The organism is Pseudarthrobacter sp. N5 (assembly GCF_050157035.1).
Taxonomy (GTDB): domain Bacteria; phylum Actinomycetota; class Actinomycetes; order Actinomycetales; family Micrococcaceae; genus Arthrobacter.
On sequence record NZ_CP189593.1, the window covers coordinates 920,312 to 935,275 of the forward strand.

Here is a 14,964-nt window from a genome sequence, read left to right on the forward strand (position 1 = left end):
ATGCCGTCGATCCTGCCGGGTCGGGCACCGATCTCAATGCTTCATCGCGGCGCTGAGAGGGAAACCTTTGTGGGGTCTTCCGCCGGTATCACGCCGGGGCGATTGTTCTCTTGTCGGTCGCTATCTGCAGGAACTGCCGCGGACTGGACTGTCTGAAGTAGCTGGGCAGCAACGCTGACAGCAATCACAGCCGGGGCCTTACCTGTGATTTCAGGAAGACCAATGGGGCAGCTGATCCAGTCAATAACTGCCTCGGAATGCCCTTCGCCCTGGAGTCGCTGACGGAACCTTGACCACTTGGCTTTGGAACCGATCAGACCCGCTGAGCCCAAATCGTCCCGACGTAGCGCGGCGTCGCACAGCAGAAAGTCCTCGGTATGGTCATGGGTCATGATGAAAACATGGGTGCCAGCAGGTAACTCTCCCAGAACTGAATCTGGAACTGGGCTGTGATGAGAATGCACCTCAGCAACGCCGTCCGTGATGTCTGCAAGCCGCTCAGGCTTCAATTGCTCAGCCCGGCTGTCCACCAGATGAAGATTCAGAGGCAGCCTGGAAAGTATCCGAGCCAGATCATGACCAACATGCCCCATCCCGAAGATGGCAACTGTTGGGCGGGAAAGAAATGGCTCAAGAAGTACGTTGACGACGCCACCGCAACACTGTTTTCCGTGCTCAGTGGCAGCATGCTCATTAAGAGAGAAATCAAGAGCCTCGGGGGAGGCCGTGCTGGATGAGATCATGGCACGAGCCCGGTCCACCACTGTCGCCTCCAGGTTTCCGCCACCAACGCTGCCCCAGAGGGCCTCGGCGCCGATCAACATCTTCGCTCCGGCCTCCCTAGGGGCGTGCCCGCGTACTTCAGTGACGGTTGCCAGAACACCTGGCAGCCCGTCAGAACGCAGTTCTTGCAGCGCTTGCAGCCAGTCCATTTTAGTGAACAGGAACCGGTGAAAGCGTAGTCTCAGCAGCAGCCAATGAAGCAGGTGATGAAACAGCAACCGTCTCTGAGACTGATGTGGAATCCTTGGCCCGCTGAACTGCCCAGAAGATACCCTCTGGGGTGGAAGGGCTAGGAAGTTCTACGGCTCCGTTGCCTGTGCTGAAGGCTGCAACAGCCTCACGCAAAGCCTCGCGAACACTGAAAGCAAGCATGAACGGTGGCTCGCCCACGGCTTTAGAACCGTACACAACTCCGCTTTCGGTGGCCTGCTCAAAGAGGTGAACATTGAACTCTGCAGGCATCTCAGAGAAGCTCGGCAGTTTATAAGTACTCGCAGACTGAGTAGCAAGGCGCCCACGGTTCGCTCCCTCAGAAACATCCCAGCGGAGTTCCTCAAGAGTCAACCAGCCGGCACCCTGAACAAAACCGCCTTCGATCTGTCCGACGTCGATCAGCGGCGAAAGGCTATCTCCGACGTCGTGAACAATATCAGTGCGCAACTGACGGTAGGCCCCGGTGAAGCCATCCACCTCAACTTCAGAAACCGCAGCTCCAAAGGAGAAGTACTTGAACGGCTCACCGTGCATCTTCACCGGATCCCAGTGGAGCCCCTCGGTGCGGTAGAACCCAGCAGCCCACAGCTGGATGCGCTGGAAGTACGCGTCGCGAACCAAATCATTGAAAGCAATTTCCTGATCAGCAATGCTGATGGAAGTGACCTTGCCCTGGGAGAAGCGAATATCGTCAGGGTGCACGTTGAACTTACGGGCAGCGGCTTCAGCCAGGCGAGTGCTGATCTGATCACAAGCATTCTTGATCGCACCACCGTTGAGGTCGGTACCCGAACTCGCGGCAGTTGCCGAGGTGTTGGGCACCTTGTCAGTACGAGTTGGAGCCAACTTAACAGCTTCCAAGGGCACCCCAAGAGCTGTAGCGGCAATCTGCCGCATCTTGCTATGCAGACCTTGGCCCATCTCAGTGCCACCGTGGTTGATGAGTACGGAGCCGTCCTTGTAGACGTGCACAAGAGCGCCCGCCTGGTTGAACGCTGAGAAGTTGAAGGAGATGCCGAACTTCACAGGAGTGATGGCCAGGGCCCGCTTAGTGTTCGGGTGGGCAGCGTTGAAGGCGGCGATCTGCTCTTTGCGAGCATCAAGATCGGAACGCTCAACAAGCTGATCCCAGATGGTCACCAAACGCTCTGCATGCCTTACCGGCTGACCGTAAGGAGTGCTCTGGCCAGGTGAGTAGAGATTGCGACGGCGCAACTCGGCTGGGTCTAGGCCCAGGAGCGGGGCGCAGCGGCCTAGTAAGTCTTCGATCACGATCATGCCCTGTGGTCCACCGAAGCCACGGTAGGCGGTTTGCGAAGTCTTATTAGTCTTCGCAATCTGACCGTTGACTTTAACATTAGGGATCCAGTAGGCATTGTCGATGTGGCACAGTGCGCGGGCCAAAACTGGCTCGGAAAGATCAAGGCTCCAGCCGCCGTCGCTGGTAAGCGTGGCTTTCAACGCCTGGATGTAACCATCCCTATCGAAGCCAACTTCCCAGCTAGCGAGGAAGGGGTGGCGCTTTCCTGTCATGGTGATGTCCTGAGTGCGGTTCAGGCGCAGACGTACAGGGCGTCCGGTAAGAGTTGCACCCAAAGCGGCAATAGCTGCAAAACCGTGCGGCTGCATTTCTTTGCCACCGAATGCACCGCCCATGCGGACACACTGAACTGTCACCTCATGGCTATTCAAGCCAAGAACGTGAGCCACTATTTCTTGAGTCTCGGAAGGGTGCTGAGTACTTGACTGAACGAAGAGCTGCCCACCCTCATCAACACGAGCGTAAGAGGCATGAGTTTCCAGGTAGAAGTGCTCTTGGCCGCCAAATTCCAGCTCGCCGGTGAAACGGTAAGCAGAAGTCTCAAGGGCTGCATCGGCGTCGCCACGAGTAACTGTGGGCCGGTGGCCTTGGAAACTCTCCGCTGCAATAGCTTCAGGAACAGTGATAAGGGAGGGAAGTACCTCAAAGCCAATGGTGACCGCTTCGGCTCCCAAACGTGCAGCTTCGAGTGTGTCAGCCAAAACCCAGCACACGGCATGGCCATAAAACATGATCTCGCTAGGGAAGAGCGGCTCGTCATGCTTGATGCCCGCGTCGTTAATGCCTGGCACGTCTGCAGCTGTAAGAACTCGGACAACGCCCGGGATCTCTAAAGCTGGCTCAGTGTTTAGCGAGGTGATTTTCCCGTGGGCAACCGTGGCTTGAACGGGCCAAGCATGAAGCACATTCTGATCTTTGTAGAAAAGGTCATCTGTGTAGAGTGCAGCACCGGTGACGTGCTGGGAAGCGCTCTCATGGGAGACGGAAGTTCCAACAACTGGGTTTGCCGGACGATCGGCTAGAGATTTCACTTGCTTACCTCCAAAGTGTTGGCGGACTGTGTTTCCGCATAGAACTTGAGCATTACTTGTCCGAGCATCGTTGAGCGGTACTTAGAGCTGGCTCGGAAGTCATCAATAGGAGTACCTTCAGTGGCCATTGCAGCCGCAGCTTCGGCAGCAATCTCAGGAGTCCACGGCTTGCCAAGAAGAACTTGTTCAGCTTTTTGTGCACGGATAGGTGTGGCCGCAACGCCGCCCAAACCGATCTGGATGGAGGTGATCGTGCCTTCATCCAGCTGCATTGCAATACCGATGGCAACGCTGGAGATGTCATCGAAGCGACGCTTGGCGATCTTGTAGAAGGCAGTTTTCTCCGCGAGGGGTAGTGGAATCTGCACGGTGCGGATGATCTCGCCGGGTTGTTTCACCGTCTGGCGGTATCCGGTGAAGTACTCAGAAAGTGGGACCGTGCGCTCCCCGTTCGTGGACGCCAGGACCAAGGAAGCGTTCAAAGCAAGCAGCGCCGGAGCTGAATCACCGATAGGGGATCCGGTGCCGAGATTGCCGCCAAAGCTTGCGGCGTTGCGGATCAACCGCGAGGCGAACTGGGGGAAGAGTTGGGCCAGCAGCGGCACTGTTCCGGCGAGCCCACGTTCGATTTCAGTGAGGGTCAGGGCAGCGCCGATCTCGATCGAATCGGTGCCAATCTTGAGCTCCCGCAAGGGCTCGAGCCGGTCAATAGCCAGGACCAGCGGAGGCCTGGTGTGCCGGATGTTGACCTCCACGCCGAGGTCGGTAGCACCGGCGACCAGTTTGGACTCAGGGTTCTGAGCGAGACGCTCAAAGAGCTCTTCCATGGTTTGTGGACGGAGGAACTGTGCACCCTCTGTGGTGATCTGAGTGTGCCGAGCTGCCGGTGCGGGACTGTCCTGACGCTGCAATAGGGGGTCGGTTTCCGCTGGGGCGCCGAGGGCATACGCTGCATCTCGGATGGGCCGGTATCCGGTGCAGCGGCAGAGGTTGCCGCTCAACGCATGCAGGTCGAAGTCGTTGGGACCGCACTCATGGTCGGTTTTGTGCTCCTCGTTGGGCGCTTCTGCCCTTGAGGCGTCCCGCTCGGGGCGGTAGAATTCAGCGGCCATGGAGCAGACGAAGCCCGGGGTGCAGTAACCGCACTGGGATCCTCCGCGGTCAGCCATCTCTCGCTGGACCGGGTGCAGATCTTCCTTCACATTGGGTCCCGGTGCGGTACCGAGGCCTTCGGCGGTGATGATTTCCTGGCCGTCGAACGCCAAGGCAGGAGGCAGGCACGCGTTCACTGATGTCCATCGGCTGCGGTCGGGTCCGTCCGGACGGGCCACCATCACGGCGCAGGCACCGCATTCGCCTTCGGCACAGCCTTCCTTGGAGCCGGTGAGCCCTTCTGACCGCAACCAGTCGAGCAGCCGGACATGCGGGCTCACCCCATCGCAGCCCCGGATCTTACCGTTGACCGTTACTTTGATACCATCCATAATTTGCCCTCCTCAGCGTCCCCCTTACCTTAAGAGGACCTCTCAGCTAGTTTCTTGCGTTAGCTTTGTGGTGTACAGCGGCGGTTCTGCTTGGTATCAGTCGTACGTGACCCGTAACACACGGGAAACTCTACACGATTATGGAAGATAATTTCCATAATCCGGATATAACTCGTGCCATGACGGCAAGTTGCCATAGCACGTGCATTGCTGGCCTGCAGCACGACTAGGGATCGGGGCTTGCAGCAGGGCACCCCTGTTGGCTGCGGAGGCGCGCTTTGTTTCTATGCGGTCGGCTCCAGGCGGACAACGACGGACTTCGACGCCGGGGTGTTGCTTCCTTCCGCCACGCTTTCCAGCGGGACGAGTCGTTTCGCCTCCGGGAAATAGGTCCCCGCGCATCCGTGCGCGGTCGGGTAGGCGATTACACGGAAGTACTCCACGGAGCGATCTGCGTCATCGTGCCATTCACTGTGGATGTTGACGAAGTCGCCGTCGGCGATGCCCAGTTCGGCGCGCGCCTGAGGCATGGAGCGGGACATGGGCAGGCTTGCCGACGGGCTATATGCAGATTTCGTCATGCTGGATGCGGATCCGTTCGCGGCAGGACTTGAATCCCTGCTGACTGCTGCGGTGCCTATGACGGTGGTGGGCGGGCAGAGGAGATACGTGGCGTGAAACTCTGCAGCGTACGTCCTGGCGGATGAGCGCGGTCGGATGAATGCGGTCCTGGTTGGCGCTCTCGGTCAATCAGGGCGGGCGAACCGCCGGAACGTGGCCAGCGGGGGTGACGGAACGCTCAGCGGATCCGTTCCCGGACGCCGCCGGCGCAGTTCCAGGGCCAGGCTTTCCTGCCCCCTGGCCATGGCCCAATGATGGTTAGCGGAAAACGCCGGTTTCATGAGCCAGCTCAGCCGCCGTAGGAGGGGCTTGGCGGCACTGACCCGCCAGTCGTAGGTGATCACGGTTTCGGGCCCGTCCTGGACAAACGTCCAGCGGCCTGTTCCGTTCAGATCGCCGGTGGCCGTGAGCGCGAAGCCGCCGTTCGTGACAGGTTCGGTGGTGGTGAGTGTCCACCGCAGTGTGTAAGGCAGCCAGCCCTTGGTATAGACGTCGACAACCTTGCCGGAGCCGTCGTGGGCTCCCGGGGTGACGCCTTGCACGCTGAGATACACGGAGGGCCACCATCGGGGCAGTGTGGTGGCATCGCCCAGGATCGCCGCAATTTCGTCAACAGTCCCTGCAACGCGCCACACGGTCACGAACTCGTAGTCGCTACTTCCCACATCATCCACCGATCATTGCATCGAGTTTAGTCCGAATGATGCCTCAAACGGGTAGCGGTTCATTATTTATCCGGATGCAGCTGAATGACGTTCGACGGCGGTGCGTTGACGCGCGGGGAGCCGGAGCCGGCGGTGCCCATGCCGTCGTCGTCGCTTACATCCTCACCCTCAGCGGCGATGAGGAAATCCTCGAACTCCTCCGGATCATAACCCTCCTCTGACAAAAGGACCTCGGCGATGGCCGGAGCGAGGCTTTGGACGACCACCGGGGCAACCGTGTAGTGGCTGTCGACTCTCACAAGGCCAAAATCGGCCAGGGCTGCCAGCTTCGACCGCGCTCGCAGGGCCGAGAACGCCAGGAAAATGTCGCCGGTATCCCCGTTCGTTGCCAGCTCTGTGAGTTCCTCAACTTCCATGGGCTCGGCAGTGGCGCCTTTCGCGAGGATTACCGCGAGGACACCGTCCAGTTCAGGCAACTGTCCGGACCAGCCGCTGTCCGTGTCGGTGACTGCATCGGCAAGGAAAGCCGTAGTGAACTCGCGCCGGATCCCCAGCCTGTCTGCCACGTCCTGGCGGCTCCACAGCCCTGCCTCCGGGCCGGGTGTGGCGCGGGTTGAGCCGATGGTGATGATTCCCGACCTGACCAGGGCAGCCCAGACGTCGCTCAACACCGGCACGTCGTGCATGGTTCCGACTTCCAAGGGGGATTCCTGGTGGCCACCCTCCTCGCCTGCATCGCGGAAGGCCACGCCCATCGGACCTTTCGCAGCACGCTTTCCCACGGCATGTATGCCCACGGCCGCGGCGGCCGTGGCAACGTCCTTCAGCCTGAGGACACCCGTGCTGGTCACTTCCTTGCCGGCACCGATCCATTCCAGCAAGGATGTGGCCTTCTGCATCAGAGGCAGCCCGGCAAAGGCCTGATCCTGCTCCTGATCGCTGAGCTCGGGCACCTGGAAATCCGGAATACGTTGGAAATCAGAGATTGACTCGTCCGTCAGGAACGCGTGGATATCGACGTACTCGGCGTCCGTGCCGCTCCAGTGGCCAGATTCTTTGAGGTAGTCCACGTAGACATGAAGGGTGTCGTAAAGATCGTCCAGTGCATCCTCCCCGTCGTTTTCAATCAGTGTGCCAGCTATGGTTTCGGCAGCGTCCTCGAGCCCGGCCAGTTCCAGTGTCGTGGCCGAGCTTCGATCTGTGAGCGCATGGGTGGTGGTGATAAAAAGCTTGACCACCTCGAGGCAATCAAGGGCATCGGACGCATCACCGAAGCTGCCTTCGTACCACCGGACGAAATCGCCGGTGAGCGAGTCCACCACACGATGGTTCAACACAAGCTGCAGAGGCATCCTGGGCGCCGACGGGACGGCGCTCAAGTGACGGCTGCCCTTGTTTTTGGGCCTGTTTGTTTTCTTCCCCATGGTGATCCCTCCGACGGTGGTGGGCGGTGCAGAAGCGGTTGCTGTCGTGGTGAAGCAAGCGACTGCAAGAAGCCTACAATCTTCGAGGCCGGGGCAGCACCCATCTGTTGCAAAGCCTTTCGCCGGGGCCTGTACGGCCACCGTGTCCGGCACTAAACTGCTGGCGTAAGTCGCCAACCACCTCAGGGAGAACATCATGAACTACTCAGGGACTGGCAACGAGAAAGCAACTCCCGCCAGTGAGCTCAACCGGACGCATGTAGGGCAGACTGTCAGCTTCGAGCCGGATGAATTCACACTTGTTTTCGGACGGATCGGGGCCATTGCGCGCAAAGAGGGCGGAGTAACCATTGCCCTTGACGGAGTGGAGGGCACCGGTGGGCTGCAGTCCAGCTACAGCCTGCCGCCAACCCAGACTGTATACATTCAGCCGGACATGCTGACTAACACGGAATCCACTCTCAAGGACCTCTTCGGCAAGGTCCAGGACAACCTGCGTGGGCACAAGGGCGATCCAAAGCCGGACACGCTGTAGGTCCCGGCAAAGCAAAAGCCCCTGCTTCCCTTGTAAACAAAGGGAAGCAGGGGCCTTGCCACTTGGCGGTGACGGTGGGATTTGAACCCTTTTAGAACCATTGGTGAGGTGCAAAATCCGCCAAATTCCGGGGATTCTTATCACTCAACATCACGCGTTTTCACGCTAGATGTTGTCAGAATGTTGCCACGCTGTTGCCGGAAATGCCGAAGGGCGCCCGCCCCGTTTCCGGAGTGAACGCCCTGGCAAGTGTCTCAACCGATTCGGGAGGAACAATCCCCGGGAGACGCCGTTGGTCAACCACCACAGTGACCGTCAAGAGTTAGCTTGACTAATCTATTCTCTCACGTTTCATTAGGATACTGAAGCATTCTTGCCCTGTTGCGGCTACGTTGAGCACCCGTTCCGATGCGTGGGACACGACGATCACGGGGCGCTTCTGCGGCCGGTTGCCGGTGCATGGCTTTGATGGCTTCGAGATCGGCTTCCTCGAAACGGGTCTTGGTCCCGTATTTGGAATGTGGCCACCGTTCTACTCTCATTAGTTCGTATGCCTTGGTCCTGGATATTTGGAAGATGTCGGCCAGGTCGTCGATGGTGTAGAGCGCGCCAGGGGTTGGCAACTTTCCTTTCACCGCTGTGTATCCTGCCGGCTCAGCTTCGGCGGCACTGCCTTGATTGTCTCGGTTCACATCTTCAGTGTTTGTGTCCATACCCGATGCTACCCAGCCCGGCCTGTCGTGAGACTAACCGGGGCCTTTTTGTGTGAGGATCCAGTAAGGTCGCGACGCGGTCCCGGCGCTATCTCAGAAGGTCCAAAAGGAGACAAGTTGCAACATTCCGAAGCACTCAAACGACGAGACGACCTAGCAAACCAACTCACCGACTCCAACCAGATGCCACCTTGGATCGGAGAGGAACGACGGACAGACGAGCTGTCGCGTCTGTGCGAGTCCATCCTGGCCATAACGGCAGATAAGGACATCACCTTCATTTGCCACAACATAGCGGAGGAGGACTACAACTCGATGGTTGGCGATGTTGTGGCGTTCACCGAGGATTTGGTGATCAAGGCGTCTCTTCGGTGGCGAAACGGAGACATCGGCGCTGTGACCGTAAGCGCATTTCCTCGGGGCTCGATCACCAAGCTTGAAATCACCGCGGTTGATCCCCTGGAGCGGGAGACCAGAAGAAGGCCAGAATGGCCGAACCGCGTCGGCATCTCCATTTCTCTGAAGGATGCCACAATGTACCTTCCTCTCCCGTGCGAGGCCGGCCACAAGCCTACTGAGGCTACGGAAACAGCCTTAATTCAACTGCTGTCCGAACTGGCGTCAAAGGATTTGGCTTCGGCATAGCCGCCATTCCGGAGTAGGGGGGAATGCTGGACTATCCCCCCCTCCCGCCGGGGAGGGGGAGGACACTACCTCGATGACCGTCCCGCGCGTTGCAGGCACGGAAATGGCGCATCCCCACCCGCCCTGGCGGCGTCGGCTGGTTGGCGCGGTGGCCCGTCCTGATTTTGTGTGTCAGGACGGGCCACCTTAGCCTGTCCGGCTTAGAAGCCGGTCAGGATGTTTAGCGCGGTCGGTCGTGCAACACCGATGGTGAGGCGTTCGGTGGAGCGGATCTTGACCTTGCCGCTGGTGAAGTCCGCGTCCGCCGAGTTGGTCATCTCAAGCGTTACGCCGTCGCGGATGAATGCCTGCGTGGCAAGCTGCAGATTTCCGAGGATGACGGTACCGGGGACAATCTGGGTGGTCTGCAGTACGGGTGTGCCCCAGACGTCGGTGACGGCGGTCTGGCCGGGGTCTCCCAGGATGTAGTTACCGAGGGTATTTTTAACCCGGCGAATGGTGGACCACGTCGAGGGGTGACAAATAATGGCGTCCGGTTCGCAGAAGCTCGGGCCGTTGCGCAAGTCGGTGATGCCCTGTTCGAGGACGTCCAGTGCCGCGTCAGTCGGGGCCTTGGCGCGGACGAGTGTCCCGGTGGTCTTCAGGAGGCCCAGCAGGTTCTGGCCGGTGCCGTCGCCGTTGAGGATCTGCCAGTTTTCGGCGTCCACGATCTGGCGCTGCAGCTCGACGTCCAGGTACTGGGCGAAGGTCGGGAAGTCCTGGAGCAGTTCGTCAACGACGGTGGAGAATACTGCGAGCTTGCGCGCCGTGAGGATTGTGGCCGTGGTGGTCAGCGAGGTCTCGGGGAACGCCGCGCCAGGTGCGACTGCCCCGGCGCCTGCGGTGCTGTTGGCCAGCGGAACGGATGCGTTCGTGCCCGCGGTGCCGGTGTCTGTCACGGTGGTGACGGCGCCAACAACTGCCACGAGGACGTTTTCCCCGCCCGCGACGGTGCCGCGGTAGAGCCGGTGCCCGGTTGCGCCCGGAATGGCGGTCCAGTTGATCGGCTGCAGCTGGTTCGCGGTCAGCGTCGCGGTCAGCTCGTTGGAACCGATCGTCTCGCCCGCCGCGCTGAGGGCGGTCAGCTTCCAGAAGTAGGTGCCTGCCGCGAAGGTGCCGCCGGCGACTGCGGTGCCCAGGGTGATTACCGGGGCAGCGAGCCCGACAGTGTTGGCCGTGTGCGTGATGAACTCGACCGATGGGCCGGCCATAGCTCCGGACGGGATGTGGTCCAGGATTCGGACGGGCTCAAAGCGGCGGTCAACGACGCCGGGGACGAGACTGGCCGGCAGCTGCGTGCGTGTCGCGTCGGAGCTGGCGGCGTCCTTCAGTTCCACGCGGAAGTTGGCGCCGGACTTGGCAGCCATGAACAGATTCTCCTGGACGTCGAGGCCGAGAGACAGCGACGGGGTGGCGAGGCCCTTGGCGGCGATACCGGAAGCGGCGGCTGCGGCGTAACCGTTGTTCAGGGATTCCGCGCCGCCCATCAGGCGCTTGGCATTGGCGGAAAGCTCCAGCGTTTCCTGGTGACGCTTGAGTTCGGCGGTCAGCCCGTCGAGCTGGGATTTCTTTTCTGTGTTGCTGAGTCGGCCGTTTTTGAGTACGGCCTCGGCTTTGGTGCCGAGTTCGCGGATGTTGCGCTGTGCTTCGAGAGTTGCAGACATAAGTATGCGTGTCCTTAAAAGTGGGTGTGCCCTGGGGGCTAAGAGTGTGTGGGTTGCCCTGAATGGCCCTAAAAATGGGCAAGAACTGTCAGGGGGTGTTGCGGGCGTTTCGCTGGCCTAGCGTGGCCCTGGTGAGCGTCGGGAATGGCCTTCCGTGGCTCTGTCTGAGTGGTGATTGGACGGGGTCTGAAGTGGTGCCGGAAGCGGGGGCGTGAGCGCCGGCGACGGGGGCCAATTTCAGAGCCGGAACATCAGTTCCATCTGTGTCTAGTATTTTACCCGAATGTGTCTACTAATTCAAGTAGACACGTTCGGATATGTATTCTAATCGATGACTTAGGGGGCGGTGACCTTTGTGTCAGGGGTGATCGGTTCATCCCACGGGATCCCGCGTGGGATGGGGTTGGGCTGGCCTGGGGCTTCCGGTGGCGGCGCTTGGAAGGTCAGCGGGGCCGGGCTGGTGGGCTCGGGGGTGGCAGTGGTCATAATGACGGCTCCCTAGCGTAGGTAGATTGCGGTTGCGTAGATATTTGCCTGGTTGGCTGTGGATGCCGCCCATGCGTTTGTGCCGGTGCGGGTGGCGACGCTTACCGTGATGGTCTGCCCGCCCGTAAGCCCGGTAAGGGTTGTATGGAACGGAGCAGCGAGGCCGACGCCTAGACCGGCGGGGGCCGCTGTGTAGAGTTCCCCACCGCCTATCCCTTGAATGACGGCCATGACGTAGAGGTAATCGGCTGATGCCGTGTTGTTGTATCCCATTGCTGTGGGGTTGGCAATCACGACGGCTTGCGTGAATCCTGCCGGGACGGTCAAGGTCACGGACGCCCGAACCGTTGAGGTGGTGGTGATCGCGTAGTTACCGATCCCGTTGCTCGCGGTACCGATTTGAACCGGGTTAGACAGCGCAGCATTGCCGATGATGCCGTTGGGTAGCGAGAGTGTCCCGCTGATCGCCATGTTGCCGGTGACGTTGAGTCCGCCCGCAACAGGTGTGATGCCCATTGCGAGGAACGGGTTGGACGCGGCGAGATGCTGGACCGTGCGTTCCAAGTCCTGAATTTTGCGGATGAGGTAATCGTCGCCCTCGGCTTTAGAGCCGGGCATCCCTGGCTGTGGCATGGTGTGTCTCCTAGTCTTCGGGGTTTTCGTCAGGACAGCCGACCTCGTGTGTCAGGCCTAAGACCCTGGGCAGGCTGCCGGAGCCCGCTATCGCCTCCGTGGTCGCATTGCAGTGAATACATGGCACTTCGAGCATCAGCGCGGCGGCTTCAATCCTCCGAAGCTCATACTCGATGGGCTTCACGATGGGCGGAAACCGATAGTCGGCATTTGGAAGGGTCATGGTCTGTGTCCTTTGAGGTCTGGGTGGGAGCTGCTTGGGAGGCGGGAATGTTGGGGCGCTGTAGTCGTGGGCCACTAACTTGCCTTTGGATTGCTTGGCGGTCAGCCGGAGCGCGGCACGGTAACTGCTTTTGCCGCTCATGCGTCGGCCTCGTCACAAAGATCGTGGATCCGGTCAGCGAATGCCCGTGCTTCCGTGATGGTCAGGTGCGCTTTCACACTGCGCCCCTGCATCAGCGCTATTCCTGGGGTGTGGATGCCTTCGGCGTCCTTCCACGTCCAGCGGCGGGGCTTCACAGAGGGGCGTGTCATGAGCGTTCATCCTTCGTTGTGTGGCGGTTGGCGAGAATGAGGCGTTGGAGCTCCACGTAGGTCATGCGGCCACTTCCTCATTGGTTCCCATGCCCGGGAGTACGGAATCAATGGAATCTATGAGGGGGTATATCCCACTTACTTCTTTCATTCCCGTCATTGATTCCCTATAGATTCCATTGATTCCTGCGTGTGGTGCACGGGAATCTATGGAATCAATGCCGGAATCAATGACAAAGGACCAGATGAACTTCGACCCTTTGCCGAAACCGACGCGTTTGGACATGACCACAGGGTCGACCATTTTCATGCGTGCCTTGCGGAGTGCCTGTACGGTGAAGCCGGCTCGTGTTGCTATCTGTTCGATTTCGCTAGTGAGGCATTCGCCGCCGGATTCGGTGAGGTATTCGGCTATGAACTTCTGCGCTGCTGTTCGGTCTTCCCCTCCTTCCGGAGCGTCTTCGAAGCCGCGGTTGATGATGTCACTGACAGTTGTGTCCGTTTCGCCGAGGAAGTTCACTCGAGCCACGGACGTTATTTCTCCGTCGTCAGTGGTGACGTCTACTGATTCCAGGGCGAATTTGTAGCTGCCCTTGGTTTCGGCGTAGTTGTTCTTGTCCTGCGAGAAGACCCGTTCACCTGTTTCTTCGTCGGTTGCGAACGCCAGATAGGACCGTGTTAGGTCGCGCCAGGCGTGGGATCCGGAAAGCTTGGATGACACGCTGCCGCCGCCCTTGCCGAAGTGGTTGATGAGGATCATTGCCAGTTCGAAGCGCTGCGCCAGCGCCATCAGTGGTTCGTAGGCGTGGCGGACGTCCTGGACCTTGTTCATGTCGCCGTGCATCAGGGATGGGGCGGGATCGAGTACGACGATCTTCGCGCCGGTTTCGTGGACGGCTTCTGCGATGCTGTCCACGTCCATGGGGAACTTCAGGGAACGTTGGCGGGTGATTTCGTCGAAGCTGGTTTCGACGTCGATCTTGTAGACCTTGTCCAGGTCCGCACCGGCGGCTTGTAGTCGAGGGACCATGATGGTGTCCCAGTCGTCTTCGGGGCCGATGATGATGGCTGTTCCTCTTACGCCGTAGAGGTCGCCGGGCAGTTCCCCGCGGGTGAGCTGCCCGATGAGATCAAGTACGAAAGTAGTCTTGCCTTCCCCGCCTTTGCCTGCGGCAATGGTTCCGGTCCCCAAGGGGATCACGCCGCAGCCTTTGCGGGGAGCCCAAAACCATTTCTGCCTCCGGGTGCGGATCATGCTTGCCGGAGTAAGGATGACCCGCTGCGATTCTCTCGCGTTGAGCTGTGATGTTTTGTCGGTCAAGTTCAGTCCTAATGTCAGGTGGTGGTCTGTTCCATCGGTGTGAAGCGTGTGGCCGGCGTGGCGCTCATCTCGCGCCGGCCCGTCTTGTGCTGCGGTCAAGCGGCCCGCGTGCGTTGCGCTGCGGCCTCGTACTGATCGAGGAACATGGCCTCCCATTCCTCCGCCACGTTGTAATGCGGCGAAGTGATGATGATGTGAAGGTCCGGTCGTCCCCAGCGGTGGAAGCCCGTGTGCGGTCGGAAGCCGTGAACCAGGAGTTCTAGGACTGCGCCCTGGGGCAGTTCGGCGATTTCACAGTTGTGATGCCTGTCCAGCTCCATCGGGTCATAGTACGAACCCCCATGCCGGCTGTCGTCGTACCTGGAAACATCAATGACGGTTTTCTTCGAAATCATGCGTCACCGCCGCCTGATCTGAACTGCCCCGAGCCTCGGCGGTGGAAGTTACGGTCAAACTCACGCAGTTCGGCGCCCGGATGTTTGAAGACTGCGTTCAGGACGGTGGTGTGCACGGCGTGGGGACTGAGCCCGTCCTCTTGGCTCATGCGCTCAATGCGGGCTCGAATCGGATACTGCGGCCAGTCCGTACGGAGCGAAAGAACATAGGCTGCGAAGGCTTCCCGCTGCTCCTGGGTCATTGGGTCGGCAGGGCTGGACATGGTCTGTACTGCTTCTGGTGCTGTGGTGGTGGACACGGTGAGACCTGTTCCTTGTATTGGATTTATTTCTTGTTCTGGCTGGTTGTGGGTGATACGACGCGTACGTCTTCTGGGTGCCACTGTTGCCGGCTGCCGTCAGGGAGCGTCACCCAGACGCCCCTGCTGGTCTCACGCCAGACTTTCCCGGTAGGCCC

General features: G+C 59.8%; 17 protein-coding genes. 2 read left to right on the forward strand and 15 right to left on the reverse strand.

The window, feature by feature from the left end:
* Positions 1-41: 41 nt before the first annotated feature.
* From xdhC to ACQCST_RS04675, 6 genes are all read right to left on the reverse strand, one after another.
* Positions 42-932, reverse strand: a complete 891-nt coding sequence (gene xdhC, locus ACQCST_RS04650; RefSeq protein ID WP_426998163.1) for a xanthine dehydrogenase accessory protein XdhC — start codon at positions 930-932, stop codon at positions 42-44.
* Between the two features lies 1 nt (position 933).
* Positions 934-3,348, reverse strand: a complete 2,415-nt coding sequence (gene xdhB / locus ACQCST_RS04655; RefSeq protein WP_426998164.1) for a xanthine dehydrogenase molybdopterin binding subunit — start codon at positions 3,346-3,348, stop codon at positions 934-936.
* The gene (locus ACQCST_RS04660; protein ID WP_426998165.1) at positions 3,345-4,832 is read right to left on the reverse strand and encodes a xanthine dehydrogenase small subunit; all 1,488 of its coding nucleotides are present in this window, start codon (positions 4,830-4,832) and stop codon (positions 3,345-3,347) included. Before ACQCST_RS04660 ends, xdhB begins: the two co-directional genes overlap by 4 nt.
* A gap of 284 nt (positions 4,833-5,116) precedes the next feature.
* The gene (locus tag ACQCST_RS04665) at positions 5,117-5,413 is read right to left on the reverse strand and encodes a hypothetical protein (protein WP_426998166.1); all 297 of its coding nucleotides are present in this window, start codon (positions 5,411-5,413) and stop codon (positions 5,117-5,119) included.
* Positions 5,414-5,578: 165 nt separating this feature from the next.
* Positions 5,579-6,118 (reverse strand): SRPBCC family protein, encoded by a 540-nt coding sequence (locus tag ACQCST_RS04670; RefSeq protein ID WP_426998167.1) that lies wholly within the window; start codon positions 6,116-6,118, stop codon positions 5,579-5,581.
* A gap of 62 nt (positions 6,119-6,180) precedes the next feature.
* Positions 6,181-7,542 (reverse strand): hypothetical protein, encoded by a 1,362-nt coding sequence (locus tag ACQCST_RS04675; RefSeq protein ID WP_426998168.1) that lies wholly within the window; start codon positions 7,540-7,542, stop codon positions 6,181-6,183.
* 196 nt (positions 7,543-7,738) lie between these two features.
* Here ACQCST_RS04675 and ACQCST_RS04680 point away from each other — a divergent pair, with 196 nt between their 5' ends.
* Positions 7,739-8,077 (forward strand): hypothetical protein, encoded by a 339-nt coding sequence (locus tag ACQCST_RS04680; RefSeq protein ID WP_426998169.1) that lies wholly within the window; start codon positions 7,739-7,741, stop codon positions 8,075-8,077.
* A 344-nt stretch (positions 8,078-8,421) separates the two neighbouring features.
* On the opposite strand, the gene ACQCST_RS04685 is transcribed toward ACQCST_RS04680, so the two are convergent.
* Entirely contained in the window at positions 8,422-8,790 is a 369-nt protein-coding gene (locus tag ACQCST_RS04685) for a helix-turn-helix domain-containing protein (RefSeq protein WP_426998170.1), read from the reverse strand.
* 117 nt (positions 8,791-8,907) lie between these two features.
* Between ACQCST_RS04685 and ACQCST_RS04690 the strand changes: the two genes are divergently transcribed.
* Entirely contained in the window at positions 8,908-9,435 is a 528-nt protein-coding gene (locus ACQCST_RS04690; protein ID WP_426998171.1) for a hypothetical protein, read from the forward strand.
* 200 nt (positions 9,436-9,635) lie between these two features.
* Here ACQCST_RS04690 and ACQCST_RS04695 read toward each other — a convergent pair whose 3' ends face one another.
* From ACQCST_RS04695 to ACQCST_RS04730, 8 genes are all read right to left on the reverse strand, one after another.
* Complete coding sequence (locus tag ACQCST_RS04695; protein WP_426998172.1) at positions 9,636-11,138, reverse strand: phage major capsid protein; 1,503 nt, start codon at positions 11,136-11,138, stop codon at positions 9,636-9,638.
* Between the two features lie 336 nt (positions 11,139-11,474).
* Complete coding sequence (locus tag ACQCST_RS04700) at positions 11,475-11,624, reverse strand: hypothetical protein (protein ID WP_426998173.1); 150 nt, start codon at positions 11,622-11,624, stop codon at positions 11,475-11,477.
* 12 nt (positions 11,625-11,636) lie between these two features.
* Positions 11,637-12,257 (reverse strand): hypothetical protein, encoded by a 621-nt coding sequence (locus tag ACQCST_RS04705; RefSeq protein ID WP_426998174.1) that lies wholly within the window; start codon positions 12,255-12,257, stop codon positions 11,637-11,639.
* Positions 12,258-12,267: 10 nt separating this feature from the next.
* Positions 12,268-12,480 (reverse strand): hypothetical protein, encoded by a 213-nt coding sequence (locus ACQCST_RS04710; RefSeq protein ID WP_426998175.1) that lies wholly within the window; start codon positions 12,478-12,480, stop codon positions 12,268-12,270.
* 137 nt (positions 12,481-12,617) lie between these two features.
* Positions 12,618-12,791, reverse strand: coding sequence for a hypothetical protein (locus ACQCST_RS04715; RefSeq protein ID WP_426998176.1), 174 nt, complete (start codon positions 12,789-12,791; stop codon positions 12,618-12,620).
* A 61-nt stretch (positions 12,792-12,852) separates the two neighbouring features.
* On the reverse strand, positions 12,853-14,112 hold the full coding sequence (locus tag ACQCST_RS04720) for an AAA family ATPase (protein ID WP_426998177.1): 1,260 nt from the start codon (positions 14,110-14,112) through the stop codon (positions 12,853-12,855).
* Between the two features lie 95 nt (positions 14,113-14,207).
* On the reverse strand, positions 14,208-14,507 hold the full coding sequence (locus ACQCST_RS04725; protein ID WP_426998178.1) for a hypothetical protein: 300 nt from the start codon (positions 14,505-14,507) through the stop codon (positions 14,208-14,210).
* On the reverse strand, positions 14,504-14,806 hold the full coding sequence (locus ACQCST_RS04730) for a hypothetical protein (RefSeq protein WP_426998179.1): 303 nt from the start codon (positions 14,804-14,806) through the stop codon (positions 14,504-14,506). The genes ACQCST_RS04725 and ACQCST_RS04730 overlap by 4 nt, the downstream gene beginning before the upstream one ends.
* Positions 14,807-14,964: the final 158 nt, after the last annotated feature.

Coding starts and splice junctions, on each gene's coding strand:
- xdhC (WP_426998163.1), bottom strand. CDS start 932: ATGGACTGGCTGCAAGCGCTGCAAGAACTGCGTTCTGACGGGCTGCCA.
- ACQCST_RS04660 (WP_426998165.1), bottom strand. CDS start 4,832: ATGGATGGTATCAAAGTAACGGTCAACGGTAAGATCCGGGGCTGCGAT.
- ACQCST_RS04665 (WP_426998166.1), bottom strand. CDS start 5,413: ATGACGAAATCTGCATATAGCCCGTCGGCAAGCCTGCCCATGTCCCGC.
- ACQCST_RS04675 (WP_426998168.1), bottom strand. CDS start 7,542: ATGGGGAAGAAAACAAACAGGCCCAAAAACAAGGGCAGCCGTCACTTG.
- ACQCST_RS04680 (WP_426998169.1), top strand. CDS start 7,739: ATGAACTACTCAGGGACTGGCAACGAGAAAGCAACTCCCGCCAGTGAG.
- ACQCST_RS04685 (WP_426998170.1), bottom strand. CDS start 8,790: ATGGACACAAACACTGAAGATGTGAACCGAGACAATCAAGGCAGTGCC.
- ACQCST_RS04695 (WP_426998172.1), bottom strand. CDS start 11,138: ATGTCTGCAACTCTCGAAGCACAGCGCAACATCCGCGAACTCGGCACC.
- ACQCST_RS04700 (WP_426998173.1), bottom strand. CDS start 11,624: ATGACCACTGCCACCCCCGAGCCCACCAGCCCGGCCCCGCTGACCTTC.
- ACQCST_RS04705 (WP_426998174.1), bottom strand. CDS start 12,257: ATGCCACAGCCAGGGATGCCCGGCTCTAAAGCCGAGGGCGACGATTAC.
- ACQCST_RS04710 (WP_426998175.1), bottom strand. CDS start 12,480: ATGACCCTTCCAAATGCCGACTATCGGTTTCCGCCCATCGTGAAGCCC.
- ACQCST_RS04715 (WP_426998176.1), bottom strand. CDS start 12,791: ATGACACGCCCCTCTGTGAAGCCCCGCCGCTGGACGTGGAAGGACGCC.
- ACQCST_RS04725 (WP_426998178.1), bottom strand. CDS start 14,507: ATGATTTCGAAGAAAACCGTCATTGATGTTTCCAGGTACGACGACAGC.